This window comes from Cohnella sp. GCM10027633 (assembly GCF_042675445.1).
In the GTDB taxonomy this organism is placed as follows: domain Bacteria; phylum Bacillota; class Bacilli; order Paenibacillales; family Paenibacillaceae; genus Cohnella.
Map to the genome: position 1 here is coordinate 108,240 of NZ_JBHTGV010000012.1, position 21,127 is coordinate 129,366.

Here is a 21,127-nt window from a genome sequence, read left to right on the forward strand (position 1 = left end):
TCTTAACGGCCTTCGCCGGCGGATTTCGTCCGCGCTTCGAAACGAGCTTCCCCCGCCCTTCGCGACGAAGATTATTTCAGCCAAGCGACATTCGGGCGGAACCGTTGTTCGGTTCGCGGGAATGCGCAAGTAATCTTCTCTCTGCTCTCGCGGTCTGCGACGTACTTATGTTCCGTCAACGCTTTGCGATATGGTTAACACTTAAATTATAGACAACGCGTTTCTCGCCTGTCAAACGGTTTTTCTGCGTATGTAATACGCGCCCAGGTGCTGGGCGACGACTTTCATCGCCGCGTATAACGGCACCGCGAGAATCATGCCGACGATGCCGGCCAGCTCGCCACCCACGAGCAGGACGAGAATGATCGTGAGCGGGTGCATCCGCATCGATCGGCCGACGACCTGCGGACTGATGACGTTGCTCTCGAGGTTCTGGCAGATCGAGTTGACGATGATGACCAGCAGCACCATTTTCCACGATATCGTCGTTGCCATCAGCAGCGCGGGAAGCGCGCCGAAGAACGGACCGAGGTACGGGATGATATCGAATAGCGAGACGAACCCGGCCATGAGCAGCGGATAGGGCATCCCGATGATCAAGTACCCGATATACGCCAGCACACCGACGCACAGCGACACAATGAACTGTCCCCGGATGTAGCTGCCCAGCGCGCCGTCGATATCCTTCATCAGACGCAAGGCATGCTTACGATGGGCCCTCGGCACGTACTGCAACGCGGCCCGCTCGAACACGTCCATATCCTTCATCATATAAAAAGCGAGGAACGGGACGATCATCGCGACGAACAGCACGTTGACGACGGCCCCGATATTGTTGAGGAAGTCCGCGATTCGCTCCTCGACCTGCTTCTCCAGCCTTTCGAGCGAACGATTGATGCCGTCCCTCACGCTCTCCGGGAACGCCTCGGGATTGTTGAAGCGCTCGACGACGTTCTGGGCGCGCATCGTCAGCTCCGGCATATGCTCGCTCAGCTCTTCCGCCTGCTTCATGAACATCGGAATGACGTTCATCAAGATGACGACGCACGTCGTGATGAATACCGCGTAGATAAGCAACACGGCCGCCGTTCTGGGCACCTTGCGCTGATGAAGCAGGTTCACGACCGGATTGAGCACGTAGGAAATGATCATGGCGATGAGGAACGGCGCGAGCACCGCCTTCAGGAAGCCCCACACCGATTGCAGCATCGGCCGCACGAGCACGATCAGGAACAGAACCAACAAGACGAGTATCGTATAGATCAACACGCTGAACAGACGGCTTTGGGTAAACCGATTCAACTCTCCACCCCCCGTAAGAGTCGCCGGCGCAGCTTACGCTCCCATCCAGTATATGTACTTGTCCCGTCGTCTAAACCAACCCGGAACGACAAAACGCGCCGGCAAGCTCCCGCGGGAGCGCCGACGCGTCGTTCGCATCATGCTGGCATATCGTTAGTTCGCGTGCACTTGCGGCGCTTCCGTCTCGCTGAAAAAAAGATCGTCAAGGGAGCTGAGCGTACCGTCTTCTTCGACTTGGTACACCGACATTTTCTCGCCGTTCACCGTAAGCTCGATGAAACAGCTCCAGCAATAAAACTGATGGGAACCGATTTTTCCGATATCCTTGGAATTGCAGTTCGGGCATCTCATCATCCGTCTTCACCTGTCACTTTCCACGTATGGTCTCTCTCCAATACCCGCTCGTACGAGGCGGGCACGATGATGGCGTTCTCGCCGATCGTGACGTTCTCGGGCTGCTCCGGCAAAAACAACCTTCGCCGTCCCTCCATCACGTCCGCCAGAAAACCGTCCGTAAGTTCGTATCCTATTATCTGTTTTCCCGCCGTCTCCTTGAAATAAACATCCGTGATATCTCCGAGACGCAGACCCTCTTTGGTATAAACCGGCATGTCTTTCAATTGGATAATGCCGGTATGGAACGTGCGCAGCAGGCGCTTCCTCTCGACGACCGCGATGTTCGCGTCGTCGGCGATCAGGATGGCGTCCGGTCCGCAGGAGACGACATCGCCCCAGCTTACGACCTTATACGCCCGGCGCAGCCACACTTTGCGATCGAGCACGACGCCGCTTAAGCTCCAAAATTCGTCGAAACTTATATCCTTGACCCTGCCTACGCGTCTGCCGCTCTGCAGCAGAATCGGGAGGCCGAGCACTTGTTGAATCTGGATCATCCGTGGCCCCTTGCCGCGGTGCGTCTGCTATTAATTACGCAGCCGCGCCCAAATGGTTGCAGTAATTTGCGCTGCTTTTTCAGCTTCTTCGCTATTATTACCCAATCCGAAGCTAAATCTAACAGCGGATGCAACTCTTTCCGGGGAAATTCTCATCGCTTCAAGAACATGCGACGGTTGAAGCGACCCGGACGCGCACGCAGACCCTCCGGAAGCCGACAATCCGGCCAAATCCAAGTTCATCAGCATGCTCTCCGCGCGTACGCCGGGGAAGCTGACGTTCACGATATGCGGCAGGCGGTCGGCTTCTCCGCCGTTCACGACGAACGCGTCGCTTCCGATTCGCTCCCGAAGCCGTTCCAGGAACGCGTCCCTGACCGACTCGGCATGCTTCGCGCGCGCTTCGCGATTCGACAGCGCCAGCTCGGCGGCTACGGCGAAAGCGGCGATTCCCGGGACGTTCTCCGTGCCGGCCCGGCGTTTGCGTTCCTGGGATCCGCCGTGAAGCGACGCTTGGAACGGCGTGCCTCGGCGAACGTACAGCAGGCCTACGCCTTGCGGACCGTTGATCTTATGCGCGGACAGGCTAAGCAGATCGACCGGCAGCTCCCTTAGGGAGAGCGGCGCGTAACCGAACGCTTGCACCGCGTCGACGTGCATGATTGCTCTATGATTGCGAGCCGATTCGCCAATCTCGGCGATCGGCTGTAACGTTCCCGTCTCGTTGTTGCCGGCCATGATGCTGACGACCGCCGTCGACTCGTCGATGGCGGCTTCGGCATCCCGAACCGACACGCGTCCTTGGTCGTCGACCGGAAGGACGGTCAGCTTGAAGCCTTGACTCTCCAGCTTCTTGCAGGCGTGAAGCACAGCATGGTGCTCGACCGCCGAGGTGACGATGCCGATGCGTCCCTTGTCGCGCTGCGCCCAAGCCGCGCCGAATAATGCCGCGTTGTCGCTCTCCGTGCCTCCGCCCGTGAAGACGAGCTCCGAAGCGTCGCATCCGAGCAGACCCGCCAGCGAATCCCTCGCCGCCGTAACCCGTCCTCTCGCCGCCCGCCCTTGGGCGTGCAGGCTCGAAGCGTTGCCCGGTCCCGCGCTCGCCGCCTCGACGTACGCGCGAATGACGTCCTCGTGCATCGGCGTGGTGGCGGCATGGTCGTAATAGATGGTACTCAATGCCTTGCACCTTCTTCCAAGCATGAACGGAATAACTAGATATAGAACATATAGTTGTCCGGCTTGCCTTCGCCTTTGAAGTGGATCAGATCGGTAAGCGTCGTCGAATCGAGCACCTGCGCGATGCTGTCCCTGATACGCAGCCACAGATCCCGCTTCGCCGGATCGTCCTCTTCCGTGAAGTCGACCGGGCTGATCGGTCCTTCGAGAATGCGGATCACGTCGCCGGCCGAAATCGTTTCCGGTTCCTTCGACAGGATATAGCCGCCGTACGCTCCCCTTACGCTCTTGACCAATCCCGCGTTGCGAAGCGGAGCGATCAATTGCTCGAGATAATGCTCGGACAGACCGTTCTTCTCCGCGATGCTCTTCAAGGAAATCGGGCCTTCGCCGAACTTCGCCGATAGCTCCATCATAATCGTTAAGCCGTAACGGCCCTTCGTCGATATTTTCATAATCAACACCTGCTTTCTCGCCGGAAGCACGGAATCTGATACCTTCTGTCTGGCCATCCGGTACAATGGAGGGTATCCCCATATCATATCTATGTTATCACATCTACTTCCTTTGTGGTCAAAAAAAAGTTGACATATTCATGTCCGGTATCGTTCGCGTGTGAGTTGCTTGCCCAGGTGTGTTAAAATTGATTAATGCAACGTATTTCAAACCCTATACCCAACGGAATCCTTTCAAGGAGTGAAAGATAGATGAACGACAATCTATACGGGGACCGGTTCCCGGACCCTTCCAAGGTGCGCGTCGTCGTCGGCATGTCGGGTGGCGTGGACTCTTCGGTCACCGCGCTCATGCTCAAGCGGCAAGGCTTCGACGTCATCGGCGTATTCATGAAAAACTGGGACGATACCGACGAGTTCGGCGTGTGCACCGCGGAGGAAGACGCGGAAGACGTCCGGCGCGTGTGCGACCAGATCGGCATTCCCTACTACACGGTCAACTTCGAGGCGGAGTATTACGACAAAGTGTTCGAGTACTTCCTCGAGGAATACCGCCGGGGCCGCACGCCGAATCCCGACGTCATGTGCAACCGGGAGATCAAATTCGGCGAATTCCTGCAAAAAGCGCTCGATCTCGGCGCGGACGTCATCGCCACCGGCCACTATGCTCGCGTGACGCTCGAGGACGGCGAGTATAAGCTGCTGCGCGGCGTCGACAACAACAAGGACCAGACGTATTTCCTGAACGCGCTGAACCAATCCCAGCTGTCCCGCGCGATGTTCCCGATCGGCCATCTGCAGAAGCCGGAAGTGCGGAAGATCGCCGAGGAAGCCGGCTTGTACACGGCGAAGAAGAAGGATAGCACCGGCGTCTGCTTCATCGGGGAACGGAACTTCAAGGAATTCCTCAGCCAATACTTGCCGGCGAAATCGGGCAACATGGTCGATCTTGCGACAGGCGAAGTGAAGGGCCGTCACGACGGGCTGATGTACTACACGCTCGGCCAACGCCAAGGGCTCGGCATCGGCGGATCGGGCAATGGCGAGCCGTGGTTCGTGGCGGACAAAGACTTGACGGACAATGTCCTGTACGTCGTGCAGGGCGACGCGCATGCGAGCCTTTACTCCGTCGGCCTGACGGCGACGGGCGTGAACTGGATCAGCCCGGCCGAGCCGCAGGGACCGGTGCGCTGCACGGCGAAGTTCCGCTATCGCCAGCCGGATCAAGGCATCACGCTGACGCCGCTCGGCGACGGCGCGTACGACGTGACGTTCGATTCGCCGCAGAAGGCGATCACGCCGGGCCAAGCGGTCGTGTTCTACGACGGCGACGTCTGCCTGGGAGGCGGCACGATCGACAAGGTGCGCAAGCTGGAGGCGGCGGGCGCGGGTGTGTAATCGAGTTCGAATGGATTGCGGAACCGTCTTTCTCGGCCAATCGGCCGGGAGGGGCGGTTTTTGGCTTAGATACGACAAAACGCCGCCCGCTCCCGAAGGAACGAGCGGCGCGTGCTTCGCGCTGCATCATGTATATACGTGATTTCTCAAAGAAAAACCCCCGACTCTCGCCGGGGGTTCTGTTCGCACTTCGTGATTATGAAAATAAGTCCTCGCTTCGCGAGACTTACAGTTTCACCACGTTGGATGCTTGAGGACCACGGTTGCCTTGCGTGATTTCGAATTCAACCGCTTGGCCTTCTTCCAAAGTTTTGAAGCCGTCTCCTTGGATTGCGGAGAAGTGAACGAATACATCGTTGCCGTCTTCTACGGAGATGAAACCATAGCCTTTTTCTGCGTTAAACCACTTAACTGTTCCTCTCAAATGAAAAACCTCCTAAAATCTCGCCGTTACTCGGCGAATGAGGTAATTATAACCGAATCGCCATAAAGTTGCAATATCCCGAGACTTCTGCTTATCCTCGTTTAACCAGGCGCAGCAAGGAACTTGACCTCGGAACGAACGGCAATCCAGTCGGTTCGAGCGTCGCCTTCGCCACCCCCGAAACCCTCTCGAGCAGGGGTGCTAGATAGGTAATTTCTTCCCATTTTAGAGTTATAATTGGATATATAAGTAATTGTCCGCCCGACTTCAGCACTCTTAGCATTTCATCGATCGCAGCCGCATGGAACGTCTCGTCGAACGAATCGGCATACAGGAACAGAAAATGGCTGCAAACGATGAGCGAGAACGTCTCGTCCGCGAACGGAAGATTCGGCAATGCCGCCGCGATATAGCGTTCCCTGGCGCCCTTCCCGCGATAATCTTCCGCGAAAGCGGCAAGCGACCTCTTCCTCAGCTCCCGATGTTGCTCGGGCGATCCGTAATAGCTCCAGTCGTAATAAGATGCGTTAGCCGCAAGCTTGGCGGAAGATACGTCGATCTCTTTCTCCGCCTCCGCGATCACTTGCTCTGTCAACCCGTAATAGAACGGGTCGACCGCGACGGCAATGCCCCCCATCCCTCGCACGTGCGAGGTGAACGAGGATGCTCCTGCCGCGACGTCCAGCACGGGTCCCCGAAGCAAGTCGGCCTTCTCCAGCCGGAATATCGCCTCGTACTCCCGGAAGGCGCGGCACGTGGACGCCACCCCCGTCTGCGGATACGCCGGCGGCCGATCGGCTGCCTCTTCCTCGTTCGATGCATTGAAATTCCGTTCGTTCATTGCTCTCGTCTCCTCTCGTCTCTTCAAGCTCGGCTCGTCGTTCCATCGCTCCGACCGCCCCCTCCGGCGCGGTCCGCAACGATTGACAGTAGAATCGCACGGAGCGGTCCGTCTGTCAACCTTCAATTGACCGCGCCGCATTGATTTCTCCGCCCATCTCTTCTATGATGAAAAAAACGGCAAAAGCCGCCAACGCTAGGAGTGCACGCTCATGTTCGCCAAACATACCGTCTACAAACACGACAATTACAATATGCTTACGGTAGAAGTGCAAGGCAAGACGCTCGTCGTCCGGGAAATCTCCGATCAATGGGGCGAGGAATGCCACAAGTTCGTCAGCCGTCCGGAGATGATGAATTGGGCGGAGCGCAGATTCCGCGCAGAAGATTTTCCCGGCGGAGAAGACGAACTGCAGCTTACGATCGAGAAGCTGCGCAACATCTAATCCGACGACGTTGAGGGGGCAACGATTCCTATGGAAGCCAACATTATCTTCATTATCTCGGCCTTCGGGCTGGCGGTCGTCCTGATCATGTCGCGCGAGCGCATTCCGCAGCAGATGCGGCGCAGCCTCGCCATCACGTCGATTCTGCTCGTCCTGTTCGCCTTCTTCCTCATCGTGTACAGCTTCGCGAAGGCGGGCAGTTAACGCCGCTTCCCTGTTAAGAACGATACGCGCGGGGGCATACTGTTGCAGGTAACCATTCCCTTCAACGGAGGTTCCCATGAAGCAATATCCACTGCGCCTCTTCGCCGCGACCGCCGCCGCGGCGCTGCTCGCTGGCACGCTCCAGCACTCATCCGCGTTATCCGCGCCGGCCGGCGCGACCGCTCTTCCCTCGTCGCAGGCCGACAGCGTACAACCTATAAGGAGGTCATCGAATCCGATGAGCCAAGTACCTAAACGAAACGAGACGCCGCAGGAGCATCGTTGGAAGCTGGAAGATCTGTACGCTAACCAAGCCGCTTGGGACGCGGAATACGCGCAAGTGAAGAAGAAAGTCGGCGAAGTCGTCGCTTACCAAGGCAAGCTGAAGGATGCGGACGCCATCGCGCGTTGCTTCTCGCTCGATGACGAAGTCTCCCAACTAACGGAACGCTTGTACGTCTACGCGAACATGCGCCATCACGAGGATACGGCAGAGCCTGCGTATCAAGCGCTGTCGGACAAGTCGAAGAAGCTGAGCGTCGAAGTCAGCGAAGCGACTTCTTTCGTTACGCCGGAAATTCTCAGTCTGTCCGAAGCCGAGCTGAAGGCGCTGATCGAAGCTCCCGCGCTCGCGAAGTTCAAGCGGACGCTCACCGAGATGCTTCGCCAGAAGCCGCACATTCTATCCAAGAACGAGGAATCGTTGCTCGCGCAAGTCGGCAACATCTCCCAGGCTCCGAACACGATTTTCGGCATGCTGAACAACGCCGATCTGAAGTTCCCCAAGGTCAAGAACGACAAGGGCGAGGAAATCGAGCTGTCCCACGGCCGCTACATCCAATTCCTCGAGAGCCGCAAGCAGGAGGTTCGCCGGGACGCGTTCAAGGCGATGTACGATACATACGGCAAGTGGAAGAACACGCTGGCCGCCACGCTGAACGCCAACGTGACGAAGAACCTGTTCTACTCCAAAGCCCGCAAGTATCCGTCCGCGCTCGAATCGTCGCTGTTCGGCGACAACATTCCGCAGTCGGTATACGATAACCTGATCGGCACGATTCACGAGTCCTTGCCGCTCATGCACCGGTACATGGAGCTGCGCAAGAAGCTGTTGAAGCTCGACGAGCTTCATATGTACGACCTGTTCGCCCCTCTCGTCGAAGAGTTCGACATGGAGATTTCCTACGAGGACGCGAAGAAGCGAGTGTACGACAGCTTGGCGCCGCTAGGCGACGACTATCGCAAGGTGCTTCAGGAAGGCTTCGACCAAGGCTGGATCGACATCTACGAGAACGAAGGCAAGCGCAGCGGCGCGTACAGCTGGGGCGCGTTCGGCACGCACCCTTACGTGCTGTTGAACCACAAGGACAACCTGAACAGCATGTTCACGCTCGCGCACGAGATGGGCCATGCCCTTCACTCGTACTATTCGGACACGACCCAAGACTACCGCGACGCGCAATATACGATTTTCCTGGCGGAGGTCGCCTCCACGCTCAACGAAGCGCTGCTCATGCACGACATGCTCGAGAAGGCGACCGATCCGAAGGAGAAAATGTACCTGCTGACGTATTACGCCGACCAATTCCGGACGACGGTGTTCCGTCAGACGATGTTCGCCGAGTTCGAGAAAATCATTCACGCCAAAGCCGAGGACGGCGAGGCGCTGACGCCGCAGGAGCTCAGCAAAATCTACTACGACCTGAACGTGCAGTATTACGGCAAGGGCATGGTCGTCGACCAAGACATCGAGATGGAATGGGCGCGCATCCCCCACTTCTACACGAGCTTCTACGTCTACAAGTACGCGACCGGCTTCTCGGCCGCGACGAGCTTCGCGAAGCAAATTCTCGACGAAGGCGCGCCGGCGGTCGAACGCTACTTGGGCTTCCTGAAGAGCGGCGGCAGCGACTACTCGATCAACATCCTGAAGAAGGCCGGCGTCGATATGTCGTCCCCCGAGCCGATTCGCCAAGCGATGAGCGTATTCGAAGGATTGATCGAGCAGATGGAGCAACTGACGTCGAAATAGTCGGAGCACTTATCGGAGAGGGGAAACTTACGATGAGCGAACAAGAACTCGAACGATTGAAATACCCGATCGGACGCGTGTCATTCGATCCGAACGTTACCGAGGAGGCTCGCGCGTCAAGAATCGAGGGCGCCGCTGCCATTCCGGCGGGTCTGCGCGCGGCCGTCGCGGGACTGAACGACGAGCAGCTCGATACGCTGTATCGCCCGGGCGGCTGGACGGTTCGCCAAGTGGCTCACCATACGGCGGACGCGTCGATGACGATGTACACCCGGTTCAAGCTGGCGCTGACGGAAGAGAAGCCGCTCGTCAAGACGTTCGAGGAGAACGAGTGGGTGAAGCTCGTCGACTCCGCCAAGCTGCCCGTGGAGCCTGCCCTGCTCATGCTGGACGGCCTTCACGCGCGCATCGACGCCGTGCTGCGCTCGCTGCCGGCTTCCGCTTTCTCTACGACGTTCTTGCATCCCGCGAACGGGGAGATGACGCTCGACCAGCTGCTCTCCTACTTCGCTTGGCACGGCAAGCACCATACGGCGCAGATTACCGCGCTCCGCGAGCGCAGCGGCTGGTAATTCGGCGCAAGGGCGCCCCCGAGGTGAACGGCGAGATCAATCGCGCCGTGCTCCGTCGGGGGCGTTTTAATTGCCGTTAGCAGTTGCATGCTGGGAACGGTGGCGCGGATGGAGGCGTGGTAGGCGTGGTAGGCGTCGTGGCGCGAGGTCAACATAATTGATTTTTCACATATAATTTTCGACGTCTAAGCAAAATCTCCACCTATACTCGAAAAATCATGTTTATTTTACGAATCGTTGAATCAAATATAAAATGTATATTAAATTTCGAACATATCTGGTCATTCCTTCGATTACTGAAATAATATATTCGAAATATCGCATACAACTCATAACCGCTGAATGACTCCGGTCCAAATCACCCGCCAGCACACCTAGACATCCCGAACGAATTGCAATAAAATGTTACTTATATCACATACAAACGGCAAAGAATGCCCGTTTTCTCCCCTGGGAGAGAGCGGGCATTTTGTATTTCATTCGAATACGGAGGCGGCGACGATGAGCTTCGATAGTAATCACGAACAATGGGTGAAGGACCATCTGAAAAGGAGAACGGGAGAAAGGCTGGATGCTCTGCGACGCGGACATGGTTTCGGCAACCGATTATTCATCGAGAAAGCGTGGTGGCCGATGGTCGGACATTTCGAGGGACTACATCCCGAGTTTGAGGTTAAGGATTGGCGCGGTAGACCTTACTACGTCGATTTCATGTGGATCGTGGGCATGATTCGCATCGTCTTCGAGATCATGGACTTCGGAACTCACGGAACCGACCGCAGCAATTACCGGAAAGATCTGAACCGAGGGTTGTATCTGCAATCCCATGGTTGCCTCGTCTTCTTTATTTCCCTGGATGAATTGAAGGAGAATCCCGGGTTCGTGATCTCCGCTTTGCGGAACTCGCTGACTCCTTACCTGCTGGCAGAGAACAGGACTGTCGGATCTGGCGTTAGTACATACTCCAAGATAGAACGAGAACTGATGCGTGCGGCGATTCGCAACAATCGAATTCTTCGTCCGGCGGAAGCGGCCAAACAACTCGAACTCCATGTTACGACGGTCATTAAATACTGCCGTCTGCTTGTGACGAAAGGAAAGTTCCGAGCGGTTGCACGAGGAGCTTCCGGGCGCGTCACCTCCTATGAATACATCGGCTCGCTGCAAAGTCCGGATTTAGTTTGACTATGTATCGAACAAGAATCACGTATCGGTTGACCGACGATGCGAGTTTGAAAAGTTAATGTGTACTGGCATTGCGGGGTTGCGGGGTTGCGGGGTTGCGGGGTTGCGGGGTTGCGGGGTTGCGGGGTTGCGGGGTTGCGGGGGCACATGCGTTCGAAAAACCGAACATAAATCACACCAACTGGGCATTATTCGTATTTGTAATTGATTTTTCATACATATCCTCCGAAGTTTCGAGAAACGCGACAGATGTATTCAATTTATCAAGTATATCGAACCATTCCAGCCCAATCGACCACATTGTACTCGAAAAACCGAACACATGCCCCGATATTTCCGCAATCGGCGCAACTCACACGATGCTCAATACCTATGTACTCGAAAATCCGAACACATCAACCCGCATACCGCGCAACCAACTCAACTGCGACGCGTATCCCCGTCCCGCGCATCCAAAACCTGTCTTTACCGAGTATCCGAAATCTGCCCGCCGCACATCCTACTCCACGATCGCCTTCCACGCCTCCAGCCGCTCCGCCAACCCGCGATACTTCGGCGTCGGAATCGGGCTCGTCGACGGCAGCTTCAGTACCCGTCGCCCGGCAACCTCGGGATGCCCGCCGAAATTCCGCATAAGCTCCGCATGCGATTTCGCGCCGTTGCAAGCGAGCGTCCGCACGTTCGGATAGGCCGCCAGCAGGCCGGGGATGTCGTTCGGCACCGCGTCCTTAATATCGCTGTCCAAGCTGCCCGGGCGATCGCAAGCCGCGATCGTGTCCCATAGCGCGACGCCGTTCCGAAGCGCGAACGCCAACCTATCCTCGTACGCCTCGTCCGGCTCGCGCCCCTCGAACAATCCGTACAGCACCCGCCACATATAGTTCCGTTCGTTGCCGTAATACTGATGCGCCTTCAACGACGCCGCGCCGGGCATGCTGCCGAGCACGAGCACCCGCGACCGTTCGTCGATGACCGGCGGAAAGCTATGTACGCGCATCGCAAAGGCCTCCATTCGCTCGATTGCCTCCATTATAAACGTAAAAAGCGTCCATTCCCAAATCGGGAACGAACGCCTCGCGAACCTGAACCTGCGATAGCTTTATCCTTTTACGCTGCCGGCTGTCAAGCCTTCGATAATCTGCTTCTGCAGCACCGAGTACATGACGATGACCGGCGTGACGCTGAATACGATACCCGTGCTGATGAGCGCGTAGTTCGTCTGGTAAGCGTCCCGGAACCCGACCATCCCGGTCGGCAACGTGCGGAGCGCGTCTTTGCTGATGAAGAAGTTCGCCAGCAAGTATTCGTTCCAGTTGCCGAGGAAGTTGATGATGAACACGGTGACGAGCGCCGGAATCGTCAGCGGCAGAATGATGCGCGCGAACAGCCCTACCGCGCTAAGCCCGTCCATGATCGCCGCTTCCTCCAGCTCGCTCGGAATCGACTTCATGAACGCGGAGATGAGCAGCACGCTGAACGGGAGCGCGCCGGCCGTGTACGGCAGGAACAACGACCAATGCGTATTCAGAATGCTCAGGTCCATCATCAGCTTATATTGCGCGATGAACAGCACGTTGCCCGGAATCAGCATCCCGATCAGAACGAGCCCGTACACCATCTTGCTGGTGATGCGGAATTTCATGCGCGTCAACGCGAACGCCGTGCCGGCCGCCACGAGCACGCCTACGACGGCGGAGGATAACGCCAGATAAGCGCTGTTGAGGAAGTACGTGCCGATCTTCGCTTGCACCCAAGCGTCGACGTAGTTCTGGAAATACAGCTTCGTCGGGAACGCGAACGGCGCTTGCGAAATCTCGACGTTATCGGCCTTCAGGGACGAGAACAGCACGAATACGAACGGGAACAAGATGATCGCGACATAAACCAACAGGATGATGTGAGGCAGCGATTTTTGGAGCGGTTTCGTCAGCGTCATCAGTATTCAATCCTTTCCGTCTTCCCGAAGGTGAGCTGATAGATCGCCGTCAACACGAGCGCGAACGCGAAAATAATAATGGCGAGCGATGTGCCGTAGCCGTATTCGCCGTACTTCATCGCTTTGTTGACCATGTAGGAGGCCATGACCTCGGTCGAGCCGTAAGGGCCGCCGTTCGTCATGACGAGAACGATGTCGACGACGCGCATCGCGCCCGCGATGGATAGCATGACGACGACGGAGACGATCGGCTTGATGAGCGGCACGGTCAAGTACCAAGCGCGCTGCGTCGCGTTCGCGCCGTCGATCTCCGCGGCTTCGTCGATGTCTCTGGGGATGGCGAGAATCGCGGCGAGTATCAATACAATATAGAAGCCGACCCACTGCCAGGCGTTCGTCAGCAGAATCGCGATCATGGCCCAAGGAGACTCGGCGAGCCAATAGATCGGATCGATGCCGAACCAGCTCAAGAACTCGGAAATCGGTCCAATGTCCGGATCATAGATGAAGCTCCACAGGATCCCGATTACGGATGTGGATAATACGGACGGCATGAATACCGTCGTCTTGTAGAAGCCTTTGAGCTTCTTCACGTTGCTGATCAAGAGCGCGAAGAGAATGATAATCGGCACCTGGATGCCCACGGAGAACACGATGAAATACAAGTTGTTTACGATCGAATCGCGGAAGCTTTGATCCTCGAAAGCACGTTGAAAGTTGTCGAACCCGACGAAGCTCGTCGCGTCCAAGCCGGAATAATCCGTGAACGCGTAGAAGACGGACGAGAACATCGGAAACAGGAAGAACAAACCGTAGAGCGCGATCGTAGGAATAATGAACATTAAGTATATAGCGGGATTTCTAAGCGTGTTTTTCATATATCCTCCCCACTCCCTACTATCTAAAAGGAAAGGCACCACTCGCAGGCGGGTGGTGCCTCCTTGTCTAGTCTAATAACCTTATTTCGTTTTCGCGTTTTCTTGCTCCTGCAGCTTTTGGATCGCGTCGCCGACTTGTTGCGCGGACGCTTTGTTGCCGATCAGCTTTTGCAGTTGAAGCTCGGTTTCGCTGTACACCGCTTTTTGAGCGATCGCGTCGAAGTGAACGAACGTCGTGCCGGCTGCTTTCATCACGTCGAGAACTTGCTTCACGACAGGATCGGTAACCTTGGCGAGCGATTCGTCGGACAGCTTCATCGAAGGAAGAACGCCGTCTTCGAGCAAGCCGCGAAGCTGCATTTCGTCGCTGTACAGGTTCTTGATGAACGATTTGACCGCCGCGAGCTCTTGGTCGTTCAGATCGGAAGAGAAGCCGTAACCGTTGGAGTAGTTCGCGTTCAGGGACGTTTGGTCGCCTGCCGCGTTAGGCAGCGCCGGAAGCGCCACGAATCCGACTTTGCCGGCCATGCCTGCCGCTACCGCGCCTTCTTTGAAGGCGGAAGAACGCCAGCTGCCGTCGAACATCATGCCTGCTTTGCCGGCCGCGAAATCGTTGAGCATATCGTCGTACGATTTGCCGAGCTCGCCTTTGGTGAAGTAGCCGTTCTTGACCCAGTCGCCGTACAGGGAGTACGCCGATACGACTTCGGGTTGGTTCCATTTCACTTCGCCCGTTACGATGCCGTTCGGGAAGCCGTTCGTGTAGCGTCCGATGAACGTGTTGACGAGCATGTTCGGTACCCATGCCGCTTGGGAGCCCATCGCGAACGGCGTAATGCCTTTGCCTTTGAGCGTATCGGCGGCTTTAACCAAATCGTCCCACGTCGTCGGAGCGTTCAGGCCGTTCTGCGAGAACAGATCGGTGTTGTAGAATACGCCTTCCACGGAGCCGCCGATCGGCAGTCCGTAGATTTTGCCGTCGAGCGTGAATTGGCCGAATACGTTCAAGAACTTATCCTTGATGCCCAACTCGTCGAGGATCGGAGTCAGGTCGAGCAAGCGGCCTGCTTTCGCGTATTTCAGCGCGTCGGCGTTACCGCCGAACAAGTCGAAGATCTTCGGTTGGTTACCGGCTGCCATTTCGGCAGGCAGCTTCGTGAAACGGTTCGCAGCGTCTTCGATGCCGTCCAGCTCGAATTTCAAGCCTGGAACTTCCGCTTCGGAGCGCTTAACGACTTCGTCGAGGATCGCTTTGCGGAATTTTTGCGGTTCGCCGATCTGAATGTGGCGAAGCGATACCGTGAAAGGTTCGACCTCTTTGCTCGGTTCGGCGGATGGAGAAGCGGATTCGCTTGCCGGAGCGCCGGACGATGCAGCCGGGGATGGCTCGTTGTTATCGTTGTTGCCGCAAGCGGCGAGCAATGCGGAAGTTGCGACGACCATCGTAAGTGCGAGTTTGAAATTCTTTTTCACGCGGTAGACCTCCCAGTGATCTTTAGGTTGTTGTTGCTTACACCCTTATTGTAGATGCAAACGCGAGCCGCGTAAGGGAGTCAAACGGCTAAAAGGGGGATAAGATCATCTAGCGCGTAATGTAGGTTTTTGCCCTTTATTGTCTTCTGTTCGCGAACATACGGGCTGCGCAGGCTTTTTGAGGTGTTGCAAAAACTAATAGCATTAGTTATTATGATAATATAATTAGTCAAGGAGCGATGAACATGAAAACGAACGTATGGGGACCCGTAAGGCAATTGCAATTCCTGCCGGCCCTGTTTCCGATGAACGCATATCTCGTGGAAGAACGCGACGGCTTAACGCTGATCGACGCCTGCATGCCCGCGATGGCCAAGTCGATCTCGGCCGCGATCGAAGCGACCGGCAAGCCGCTCTCGCGCATCGTTCTGACGCACGCGCACGGGGACCATATCGGCACCGTTCCGGCGTTGAAGAAGACATTCCCGACAGCCCGGATCGGTATCTCGCGACGGGATGCCGCCCTACTGAAGGGCGACCGGTCGCTGCTGCCGGGCGAACCGGCATCTCCCGTTCGCGGGAGCGTTCCGAAGCGTTCGCCCTTCGAACCGGACTTCCTCATCGAGGACGGCGAACGAATCGGCTCGCTCGTCGCGATCGCATCGCCGGGACATACGCCCGGACATCTCGCCTTCCTGGAGACGGCGACGAACACGTTGATCGCGGGCGACGCGTTCCAGACGAAAGGCGGCTTGGCCGTCTCCGGCCATATGAAGCTCCGCTTCCCCTTTCCCGCGCTGGCGACTTGGCATGCGCCGACGGCCATCCTTAGCGCCCGGAAGCTGGCCGCGCTGACCCCCGATAGGCTCGCCGTCGGACACGGCGCGGCTATCGACGGCCCCGTTGCGCTCATGAACGACGCGATTGAAGCCGCGGAAACTTACTTGCGGAAGAAGGTTTCGCGATGAGGGCGGGCGTGAAGCCGGAATCCGTCGTCTCGGCGGCGGCCGATATCGCGAACCGCAGCGGCTGGGGTGAAGTGACCCTCGCCAACGTCGCGGGGCTGCTCGGCATTAAGACGCCTTCCTTATATAATCATATCTCGGGCTTGGACGATTTGCGACAGAAGCTTGCCGTTCACGCTTCCCGGCTGCTGTTCGACCGGATGATCGATGCGGCCGTCGGCCAGACAAGCACGGAAGCGTTCCTCGCGGTCGGAGCTTCGTACGTGCGATTCGCCAGAGAGCAGCCTGGTCTGTACGAGGCTTTCTACCGGATCGGCGCCGTGAGGCCGCCCGAATACGAGGACATCGCGCAACGCATTCTTCAGCTGCTCTACCGGCTTCTCGAGCCGTTCAAGCTGGACGAGGAGCAAGCGGTCCACGCCGTGCGCGGGTTAAGAAGCTTGCTCCACGGCTTCGCCTCGCTCGAGGCGGCGGAAGGGTTCCGGATGTCCGTCGATAAGGACGTCAGCCTCCGTTTTATTATCGTTCGCTATATGGAAGGCATACAATCCCCTTCCGATCGATGAACGCAGCCTCGATCCATGCCCCAAAACCGAACGTTCGGTGCCGGGACATGGATTTTTGTTGTTGGAAACTACGCGATCAGGAAGGATTCGACATTTTTCTCGCGAATAAAAGAGAGGTGATACGCAGAAGGAGTGAATTCCCGAATGTCCAGAGCCGAGCTCTCTCCGGAAGAGCTGCTGAAAATCATATTCGAATACACGGCCAAAATCGCCGGCGAGAGCAACTTGAACGCCGTGCTCGTCCATATGGCGAACATGGGCCGGGAAATGATCCTGTCCGACCGCTGTACCGTCTGGCTCATCGACGAACCGAAGAACGAGCTATACACGACGGTCGCCCACGGCGTCAAGGAAATCCGGATTCCGTTCGGCACCGGCATCGTCGGCACCGCAATCTTGAACGGAGAGCCGATCATAATCGAAGACGCTTACAACGATCCGAGGCATAACGCCGAGAACGACCGCAGAACCGGGTACCATACGAAGTCGATCATTACGGTTCCCTTCAGCAACAACGACGGCGAAATCATCGGCGCTTACCAAGCGATCAATAAAATGACCGAAGTCGACTACTTCACGACGCGCGACCTCGAGTTGCTGTCCCTCGCCGCTTCGTATGCGGGCAAATCGCTCGAATCGGTCATGCTGCACCAGGAAATCGTCGACACGCAGCGCGAGATCATCTCTACGATGGGCGAAGTCGGCGAGATTCGCTCCAAGGAGACGGGCAACCACGTCAAGCGCGTCGCGGAATATTCGTACGTGCTCGCGCTCGGCCTCGGCTTGGACGTCGGTCAAGCCGAGCTTCTCCGGACCGCTTCCCCGATGCACGACATCGGCAAAGTCGCGATTCCGGACGCCGTCCTGAACAAGCCCGGCAAGCTCACCGAGGAAGAATACGACATCATTAAGTCCCACACGAAGATCGGACACCAGCTGCTGCGCGGTTCCAAGCGGGAGCTGCTCCGCACCGCGGCGATCGTCGCCGAGCAGCATCACGAGAAATGGGACGGCACGGGCTATCCGGCCGGTCGCAAGGGCGAGGATATCCATCTGTTCGGTCGCATTACGGCCGTCGCCGACGTCTTCGACGCGTTAAGCGCGGAGCGCGTCTACAAGGCCGCCTGGCCGATCGAGAAGATCGAGAACTTGTTCCGCGAAGAGAGAGGCCGCCACTTCGATCCGGCGATCATCGACGTCTTCTTCGCGGAGCTGCCCAAGCTGCTCGAAATCCGCGAACGGTTGACCGATACGGAACCTCATTAAGGGCCAATAAGACAAGAAGGCTGCCCGAGCACCGGTTCATCCGGGACAGGCAGCCTTATCTATGCGCGTTACATCCGATATTTGGGTCTCAATAGCGCGAAATGCACGACTATCGCGATGATCAGAATGACGATGACGACGATTGCCGTCCATAACCTCTCGGTCCATGAGCCGTCCGCGAACAGCACCGGACCGACGCCGAACACGGCGATCGCGACGTAAATCGCGCCGAACACCGTATTCACAAGCCATTTACCCACCCTAATCCCTCCAATCCGGAAGGCTCCCCGAGCCGTTAGGCGGTTAATCCTCCATCTTTACTGTTGCCCGTCCGAGCGCCTCTTCATTCCACCAGATTTCGAGATCGTCCCCTTCGCGAAGCGCGTCGACGCCGGCCGGCGTTCCCGTATAGATCAGATCTCCCGGGCCAAGGCCGTAAGCCCGTCCGATGAAGTCGACGAGCGTCTGCAGGCCGAACACCATGTCCTTCATCTCGCCTCGTTGCGCTTCGGCGCCGTTGATCCGCAGTCCGAACGGATGCGCCGCCACCGCGTCAAGGCCGGGATACGCGCGCCATTCGCCGAGAACGGCCGAATGGCGGAAGCCCTTGGCCGGCAGCCAAGGAAGACCTTTCTTCTTGATCGTATCCTGTACGTCGCGCAAGGTCAGATCGAGGCCGACCGTGTAATGGGTGAACAGCTCGTCGCAACGCATGCCCGGCTCGTACGCGCGTCCGACGGCGAAGACGAGCTCCGCCTCGAAGTGCACCGCTCCTTGATCCGCGGGAATGATCAGCTTGCCGCCATCCATAGCGGCGATGGCGTGCGTCGGCTTCGTGAACAACATCGGCGTCGTCGGCACCTCGTTGCCCAGCTCCTCGGCATGAAGCCGGTAATTGCGTCCGACGCAGTAAATGTTGCGTATGTCCATCTCGTTCAATCTCCTTGTCTGACGGCCGCGTCCCAGCGGTCCGGATAGTTCGTGCAGATTTGGAACGGCTCCTCTAGGCGAGTCAGCTTACGCAAGTCGCCTGGCGCGTTGATCGTCCATGCCATGACGGCGATACCCGAGCGCTGGGCATCGGCGAGCAGCTTCTTGGACAGGTGGCGATGGCCGATCGACAGCGTCGTCGCCCCGAGAGCGAGCATGCGCGGGAACAAATCGGCCGGCGCGGCGTCGATGATGAGACCGATATTCATCGTCGGGTCGTATTGCCGAACCGCCTGCAGGAGCGCGGGACGGAACGACGTTACGACCGTGTCCGGCGCCATGCCGCGGGCCCGGATCGCGTCCACCGCACGCCTGGCCAACCGCTTCGTCTCGTCTTCGGTCGCCTCTTCGTGGCCTTTGAGCTCCACGTTCAGCTTGCAGCGGCCGGCCGCCAACGCGAGCGTCTGATCCAGCGTCGGCACGCCTTCGGAAGCATAGCGCCGGTGGTACCAGCTGCCGGCGTCCAGCTTGCCGAGCTGCTCGGCCGTCTTGTCGCGAACGTTTCCTTTGCCGTTCGTCGTTCTCCCGAGCGTGCTGTCGTGAATGACGACCGGAACGTCGTCCTTGGACAGATGGACGTCCAGCTCGATCCAAGTCACGAACGGCTGCGACAGCGCCAGCTTGAACGCCGCCATCGTATTCTCCGGCGCGGCGCCGGAGAATCCCCGGTGCGCGACGCAAGGGTGGCGGGCGGCGCGCTGCCCCGAGCCGATCGGAACCGCGGGCTCGCGAGGCGTGTTGCGAAGCATGCGTTTGATCGCGTTACGGACTGCTTGCCACAATGGTGCCATCCTCCTCAATCTTCGCCCCGAACGAGATCGACGACAAGCGCGCGAGCAACGCCTTGCCGGTCTCGGCTTCCATCGGAACGGGCTGTGCCAGCTTCGAGATCATCGGCGCGAACCGCAGCGAGCAGTCGCCGCCCGGCTTGCACGTCGCCGTCAAGATGCCGGTCTCCGCAGTCGTCGGGGGCGACATGCCCGGGAAGACGAAGTTCCCCAAGCTATAGGCGATCCATTTGCCTTTGTACGACTCGAACCCTTGCAGAACGTGCGGGTGGCTGCCGACGACGAGGTCCGCGCCCGCGTCCACGAACGCGTAGGCGAGCGACTTCTGGAACTCGTTCGGCAAATCCTTGCGTTCTTCTCCCCAGTGGACCATGACGACGACGACGTCGGCGTGCTCCCGGGCTTCCTTGATCGCCGCGACGGCGCGAGCGGTCGAATACGCCTCGGCCAGTCCCGGATTATTCTTGTCCGCTTTCCATGACGTGTCGGGCACGACGCGGGTCAAGCCCACGAAGCCGACGGTCATGCCCTTGCTGTCGATATAGGCCGGCGTGTACGCTTCCCGGTCGTCGATACCGGCTCCGGCATGAACCAGGTCGGCGTCGTCCAACGCGTCCATCGTGTCGCTTAGGCCTTCCCAACCGTAGTCGAGCGTGTGGTTGTTCGCGAGCGACAGGAAGTCGAAGCCCGCTTCCTTGATCGGCGCGAGCGTCTCCTGAGGAGCGCGATAGACGTACTGCTTATCTTCTTCGGGCGTCCCGCGCGTCGTAATCGACGTCTCGAGGTTGCCGGCCGCGATATCCGCCGCCTGCAGCAGTCCGCTCGTCTCCCGGAACGGATAATCGAAGCCGAATTGGTTCATATAATCGAGAACCCGGGCTGCGGGCAGGATGTCGCCGACGAGCGCGAGCGTGACCTGGCCATCGCCTTCGGTCGCTTCGGCGCCATCGCCTCCGGCTTCCGCGTCGTCTTCGTCCGTCCCCGCGCTCGCTCCCGCTTCTTCCCCGTCCGGCTCGCTCTCCGCGGTGCCGGCGGGCTCGTCCGTTCCGCCGCTATCCACCGGCGTCGAGGTCGCATCGGCCGAAGCAGAAGCGGACGGACCGCTCGCTTCCTTGCCGGCCGTCGCCGGCTCGTCCCGCCGGACCATCCATATGATCGCCGCCACCGCGACGATGCATGCGAGCATCGCGAGATTAAGCGCCATCAGCCTGCGCTTGCGCTTGTTCTTGCGTTGTCTGTTCCTATCGTTCGTCTGCGTACGCGAATAAGTCGTCATAACGGCGATTCTCCCCGATCCTCGATCCTCGATCTCCCTGCCCGTATTATACAGGATGG

General features: G+C 58.0%; 24 protein-coding genes. 9 read left to right on the top strand and 15 right to left on the bottom strand.

Annotated features, from left to right (window positions below; all coding sequences use genetic code 11):
- Positions 1-231: 231 nt before the first annotated feature.
- The 5 genes from ACFQZG_RS21820 to cymR form a co-directional block, all read right to left on the bottom strand.
- On the bottom strand, positions 232-1,302 hold the full coding sequence (locus ACFQZG_RS21820) for an AI-2E family transporter (protein WP_378156389.1): 1,071 nt from the start codon (positions 1,300-1,302) through the stop codon (positions 232-234).
- Between the two features lie 153 nt (positions 1,303-1,455).
- Complete coding sequence (locus ACFQZG_RS21825) at positions 1,456-1,656, bottom strand: hypothetical protein (protein WP_378156391.1); 201 nt, start codon at positions 1,654-1,656, stop codon at positions 1,456-1,458.
- On the bottom strand, positions 1,653-2,195 hold the full coding sequence (locus ACFQZG_RS21830; RefSeq protein WP_378156393.1) for a PRC-barrel domain-containing protein: 543 nt from the start codon (positions 2,193-2,195) through the stop codon (positions 1,653-1,655). Before ACFQZG_RS21830 ends, ACFQZG_RS21825 begins: the two co-directional genes overlap by 4 nt.
- A 30-nt stretch (positions 2,196-2,225) precedes the next feature.
- Positions 2,226-3,374: a cysteine desulfurase family protein gene (locus ACFQZG_RS21835; RefSeq protein ID WP_378156395.1), complete on the bottom strand. Its 1,149-nt coding sequence runs from the start codon at positions 3,372-3,374 to the stop codon at positions 2,226-2,228.
- Positions 3,375-3,409: 35 nt separating this feature from the next.
- The gene (gene cymR / locus ACFQZG_RS21840; RefSeq protein ID WP_378156397.1) at positions 3,410-3,829 is read right to left on the bottom strand and encodes a cysteine metabolism transcriptional regulator CymR; all 420 of its coding nucleotides are present in this window, start codon (positions 3,827-3,829) and stop codon (positions 3,410-3,412) included.
- Positions 3,830-4,081: 252 nt separating this feature from the next.
- Here cymR and mnmA point away from each other — a divergent pair, with 252 nt between their 5' ends.
- Positions 4,082-5,227, top strand: coding sequence for a tRNA 2-thiouridine(34) synthase MnmA (gene mnmA, locus ACFQZG_RS21845; RefSeq protein ID WP_378156399.1), 1,146 nt, complete (start codon positions 4,082-4,084; stop codon positions 5,225-5,227).
- 226 nt (positions 5,228-5,453) lie between these two features.
- Here mnmA and ACFQZG_RS21850 read toward each other — a convergent pair whose 3' ends face one another.
- Together ACFQZG_RS21850 and ACFQZG_RS21855 are read right to left on the bottom strand one after the other, a co-directional pair.
- Positions 5,454-5,651, bottom strand: coding sequence for a cold shock domain-containing protein (locus ACFQZG_RS21850; RefSeq protein WP_027088130.1), 198 nt, complete (start codon positions 5,649-5,651; stop codon positions 5,454-5,456).
- 91 nt (positions 5,652-5,742) lie between these two features.
- Positions 5,743-6,492, bottom strand: a complete 750-nt coding sequence (locus ACFQZG_RS21855) for a class I SAM-dependent methyltransferase (RefSeq protein ID WP_378156401.1) — start codon at positions 6,490-6,492, stop codon at positions 5,743-5,745.
- Between the two features lie 211 nt (positions 6,493-6,703).
- Between ACFQZG_RS21855 and ACFQZG_RS21860 the strand changes: the two genes are divergently transcribed.
- From ACFQZG_RS21860 to ACFQZG_RS21880, 5 genes are all read left to right on the top strand, one after another.
- Positions 6,704-6,937 (top strand): hypothetical protein, encoded by a 234-nt coding sequence (locus tag ACFQZG_RS21860; protein WP_378156403.1) that lies wholly within the window; start codon positions 6,704-6,706, stop codon positions 6,935-6,937.
- A gap of 30 nt (positions 6,938-6,967) precedes the next feature.
- Positions 6,968-7,141 carry a hypothetical protein gene (locus ACFQZG_RS21865; protein ID WP_378156405.1) on the top strand — a complete coding sequence of 58 codons (174 nt, stop codon included), beginning with the start codon at positions 6,968-6,970 and terminating at the stop codon, positions 7,139-7,141.
- Positions 7,142-7,379: 238 nt separating this feature from the next.
- Positions 7,380-9,173: an oligoendopeptidase F gene (gene pepF, locus ACFQZG_RS21870; RefSeq protein ID WP_378156528.1), complete on the top strand. Its 1,794-nt coding sequence runs from the start codon at positions 7,380-7,382 to the stop codon at positions 9,171-9,173.
- 32 nt (positions 9,174-9,205) lie between these two features.
- On the top strand, positions 9,206-9,745 hold the full coding sequence (locus tag ACFQZG_RS21875; protein WP_378156407.1) for a YfiT family bacillithiol transferase: 540 nt from the start codon (positions 9,206-9,208) through the stop codon (positions 9,743-9,745).
- 501 nt (positions 9,746-10,246) lie between these two features.
- Positions 10,247-10,930 (top strand): hypothetical protein, encoded by a 684-nt coding sequence (locus ACFQZG_RS21880; RefSeq protein ID WP_378156409.1) that lies wholly within the window; start codon positions 10,247-10,249, stop codon positions 10,928-10,930.
- A 499-nt stretch (positions 10,931-11,429) separates the two neighbouring features.
- Here ACFQZG_RS21880 and ACFQZG_RS21885 read toward each other — a convergent pair whose 3' ends face one another.
- The 4 genes from ACFQZG_RS21885 to ACFQZG_RS21900 all read right to left on the bottom strand — a co-directional run bounded on the left by ACFQZG_RS21885 (position 11,430) and on the right by ACFQZG_RS21900 (position 15,217).
- Positions 11,430-11,927: a DNA-deoxyinosine glycosylase gene (locus ACFQZG_RS21885; protein ID WP_378156411.1), complete on the bottom strand. Its 498-nt coding sequence runs from the start codon at positions 11,925-11,927 to the stop codon at positions 11,430-11,432.
- 102 nt (positions 11,928-12,029) lie between these two features.
- On the bottom strand, positions 12,030-12,866 hold the full coding sequence (locus ACFQZG_RS21890; protein ID WP_378156413.1) for a carbohydrate ABC transporter permease: 837 nt from the start codon (positions 12,864-12,866) through the stop codon (positions 12,030-12,032).
- Entirely contained in the window at positions 12,866-13,744 is an 879-nt protein-coding gene (locus tag ACFQZG_RS21895) for a carbohydrate ABC transporter permease (RefSeq protein ID WP_378156415.1), read from the bottom strand. Before ACFQZG_RS21895 ends, ACFQZG_RS21890 begins: the two co-directional genes overlap by 1 nt.
- A gap of 81 nt (positions 13,745-13,825) precedes the next feature.
- Positions 13,826-15,217, bottom strand: a complete 1,392-nt coding sequence (locus ACFQZG_RS21900) for an extracellular solute-binding protein (protein ID WP_378156417.1) — start codon at positions 15,215-15,217, stop codon at positions 13,826-13,828.
- Between the two features lie 245 nt (positions 15,218-15,462).
- Here ACFQZG_RS21900 and ACFQZG_RS21905 point away from each other — a divergent pair, with 245 nt between their 5' ends.
- The 3 genes from ACFQZG_RS21905 (at position 15,463) to ACFQZG_RS21915 (ending at position 18,014) form a co-directional block, all read left to right on the top strand.
- On the top strand, positions 15,463-16,185 hold the full coding sequence (locus ACFQZG_RS21905; protein WP_378156419.1) for an MBL fold metallo-hydrolase: 723 nt from the start codon (positions 15,463-15,465) through the stop codon (positions 16,183-16,185).
- Positions 16,182-16,748 carry a TetR/AcrR family transcriptional regulator gene (locus ACFQZG_RS21910; RefSeq protein ID WP_378156421.1) on the top strand — a complete coding sequence of 189 codons (567 nt, stop codon included), beginning with the start codon at positions 16,182-16,184 and terminating at the stop codon, positions 16,746-16,748. Before ACFQZG_RS21905 ends, ACFQZG_RS21910 begins: the two co-directional genes overlap by 4 nt.
- Before the next feature lie 144 nt (positions 16,749-16,892).
- Positions 16,893-18,014: an HD domain-containing phosphohydrolase gene (locus ACFQZG_RS21915; RefSeq protein WP_378156423.1), complete on the top strand. Its 1,122-nt coding sequence runs from the start codon at positions 16,893-16,895 to the stop codon at positions 18,012-18,014.
- Between the two features lie 68 nt (positions 18,015-18,082).
- On the opposite strand, the gene ACFQZG_RS21920 is transcribed toward ACFQZG_RS21915, so the two are convergent.
- The 4 genes from ACFQZG_RS21920 to ACFQZG_RS21935 are packed head-to-tail and all read right to left on the bottom strand — an operon-like array spanning position 18,083 to position 21,068.
- Positions 18,083-18,274, bottom strand: coding sequence for a DUF6954 family protein (locus tag ACFQZG_RS21920; protein ID WP_378156424.1), 192 nt, complete (start codon positions 18,272-18,274; stop codon positions 18,083-18,085).
- A gap of 43 nt (positions 18,275-18,317) precedes the next feature.
- Positions 18,318-18,944 (bottom strand): fumarylacetoacetate hydrolase family protein, encoded by a 627-nt coding sequence (locus tag ACFQZG_RS21925; protein WP_378156425.1) that lies wholly within the window; start codon positions 18,942-18,944, stop codon positions 18,318-18,320.
- A gap of 5 nt (positions 18,945-18,949) precedes the next feature.
- Positions 18,950-19,786: a glycerophosphodiester phosphodiesterase gene (locus ACFQZG_RS21930; protein WP_378156427.1), complete on the bottom strand. Its 837-nt coding sequence runs from the start codon at positions 19,784-19,786 to the stop codon at positions 18,950-18,952.
- Complete coding sequence (locus ACFQZG_RS21935; protein WP_378156429.1) at positions 19,767-21,068, bottom strand: CapA family protein; 1,302 nt, start codon at positions 21,066-21,068, stop codon at positions 19,767-19,769. Before ACFQZG_RS21935 ends, ACFQZG_RS21930 begins: the two co-directional genes overlap by 20 nt.
- Positions 21,069-21,127: the final 59 nt, after the last annotated feature.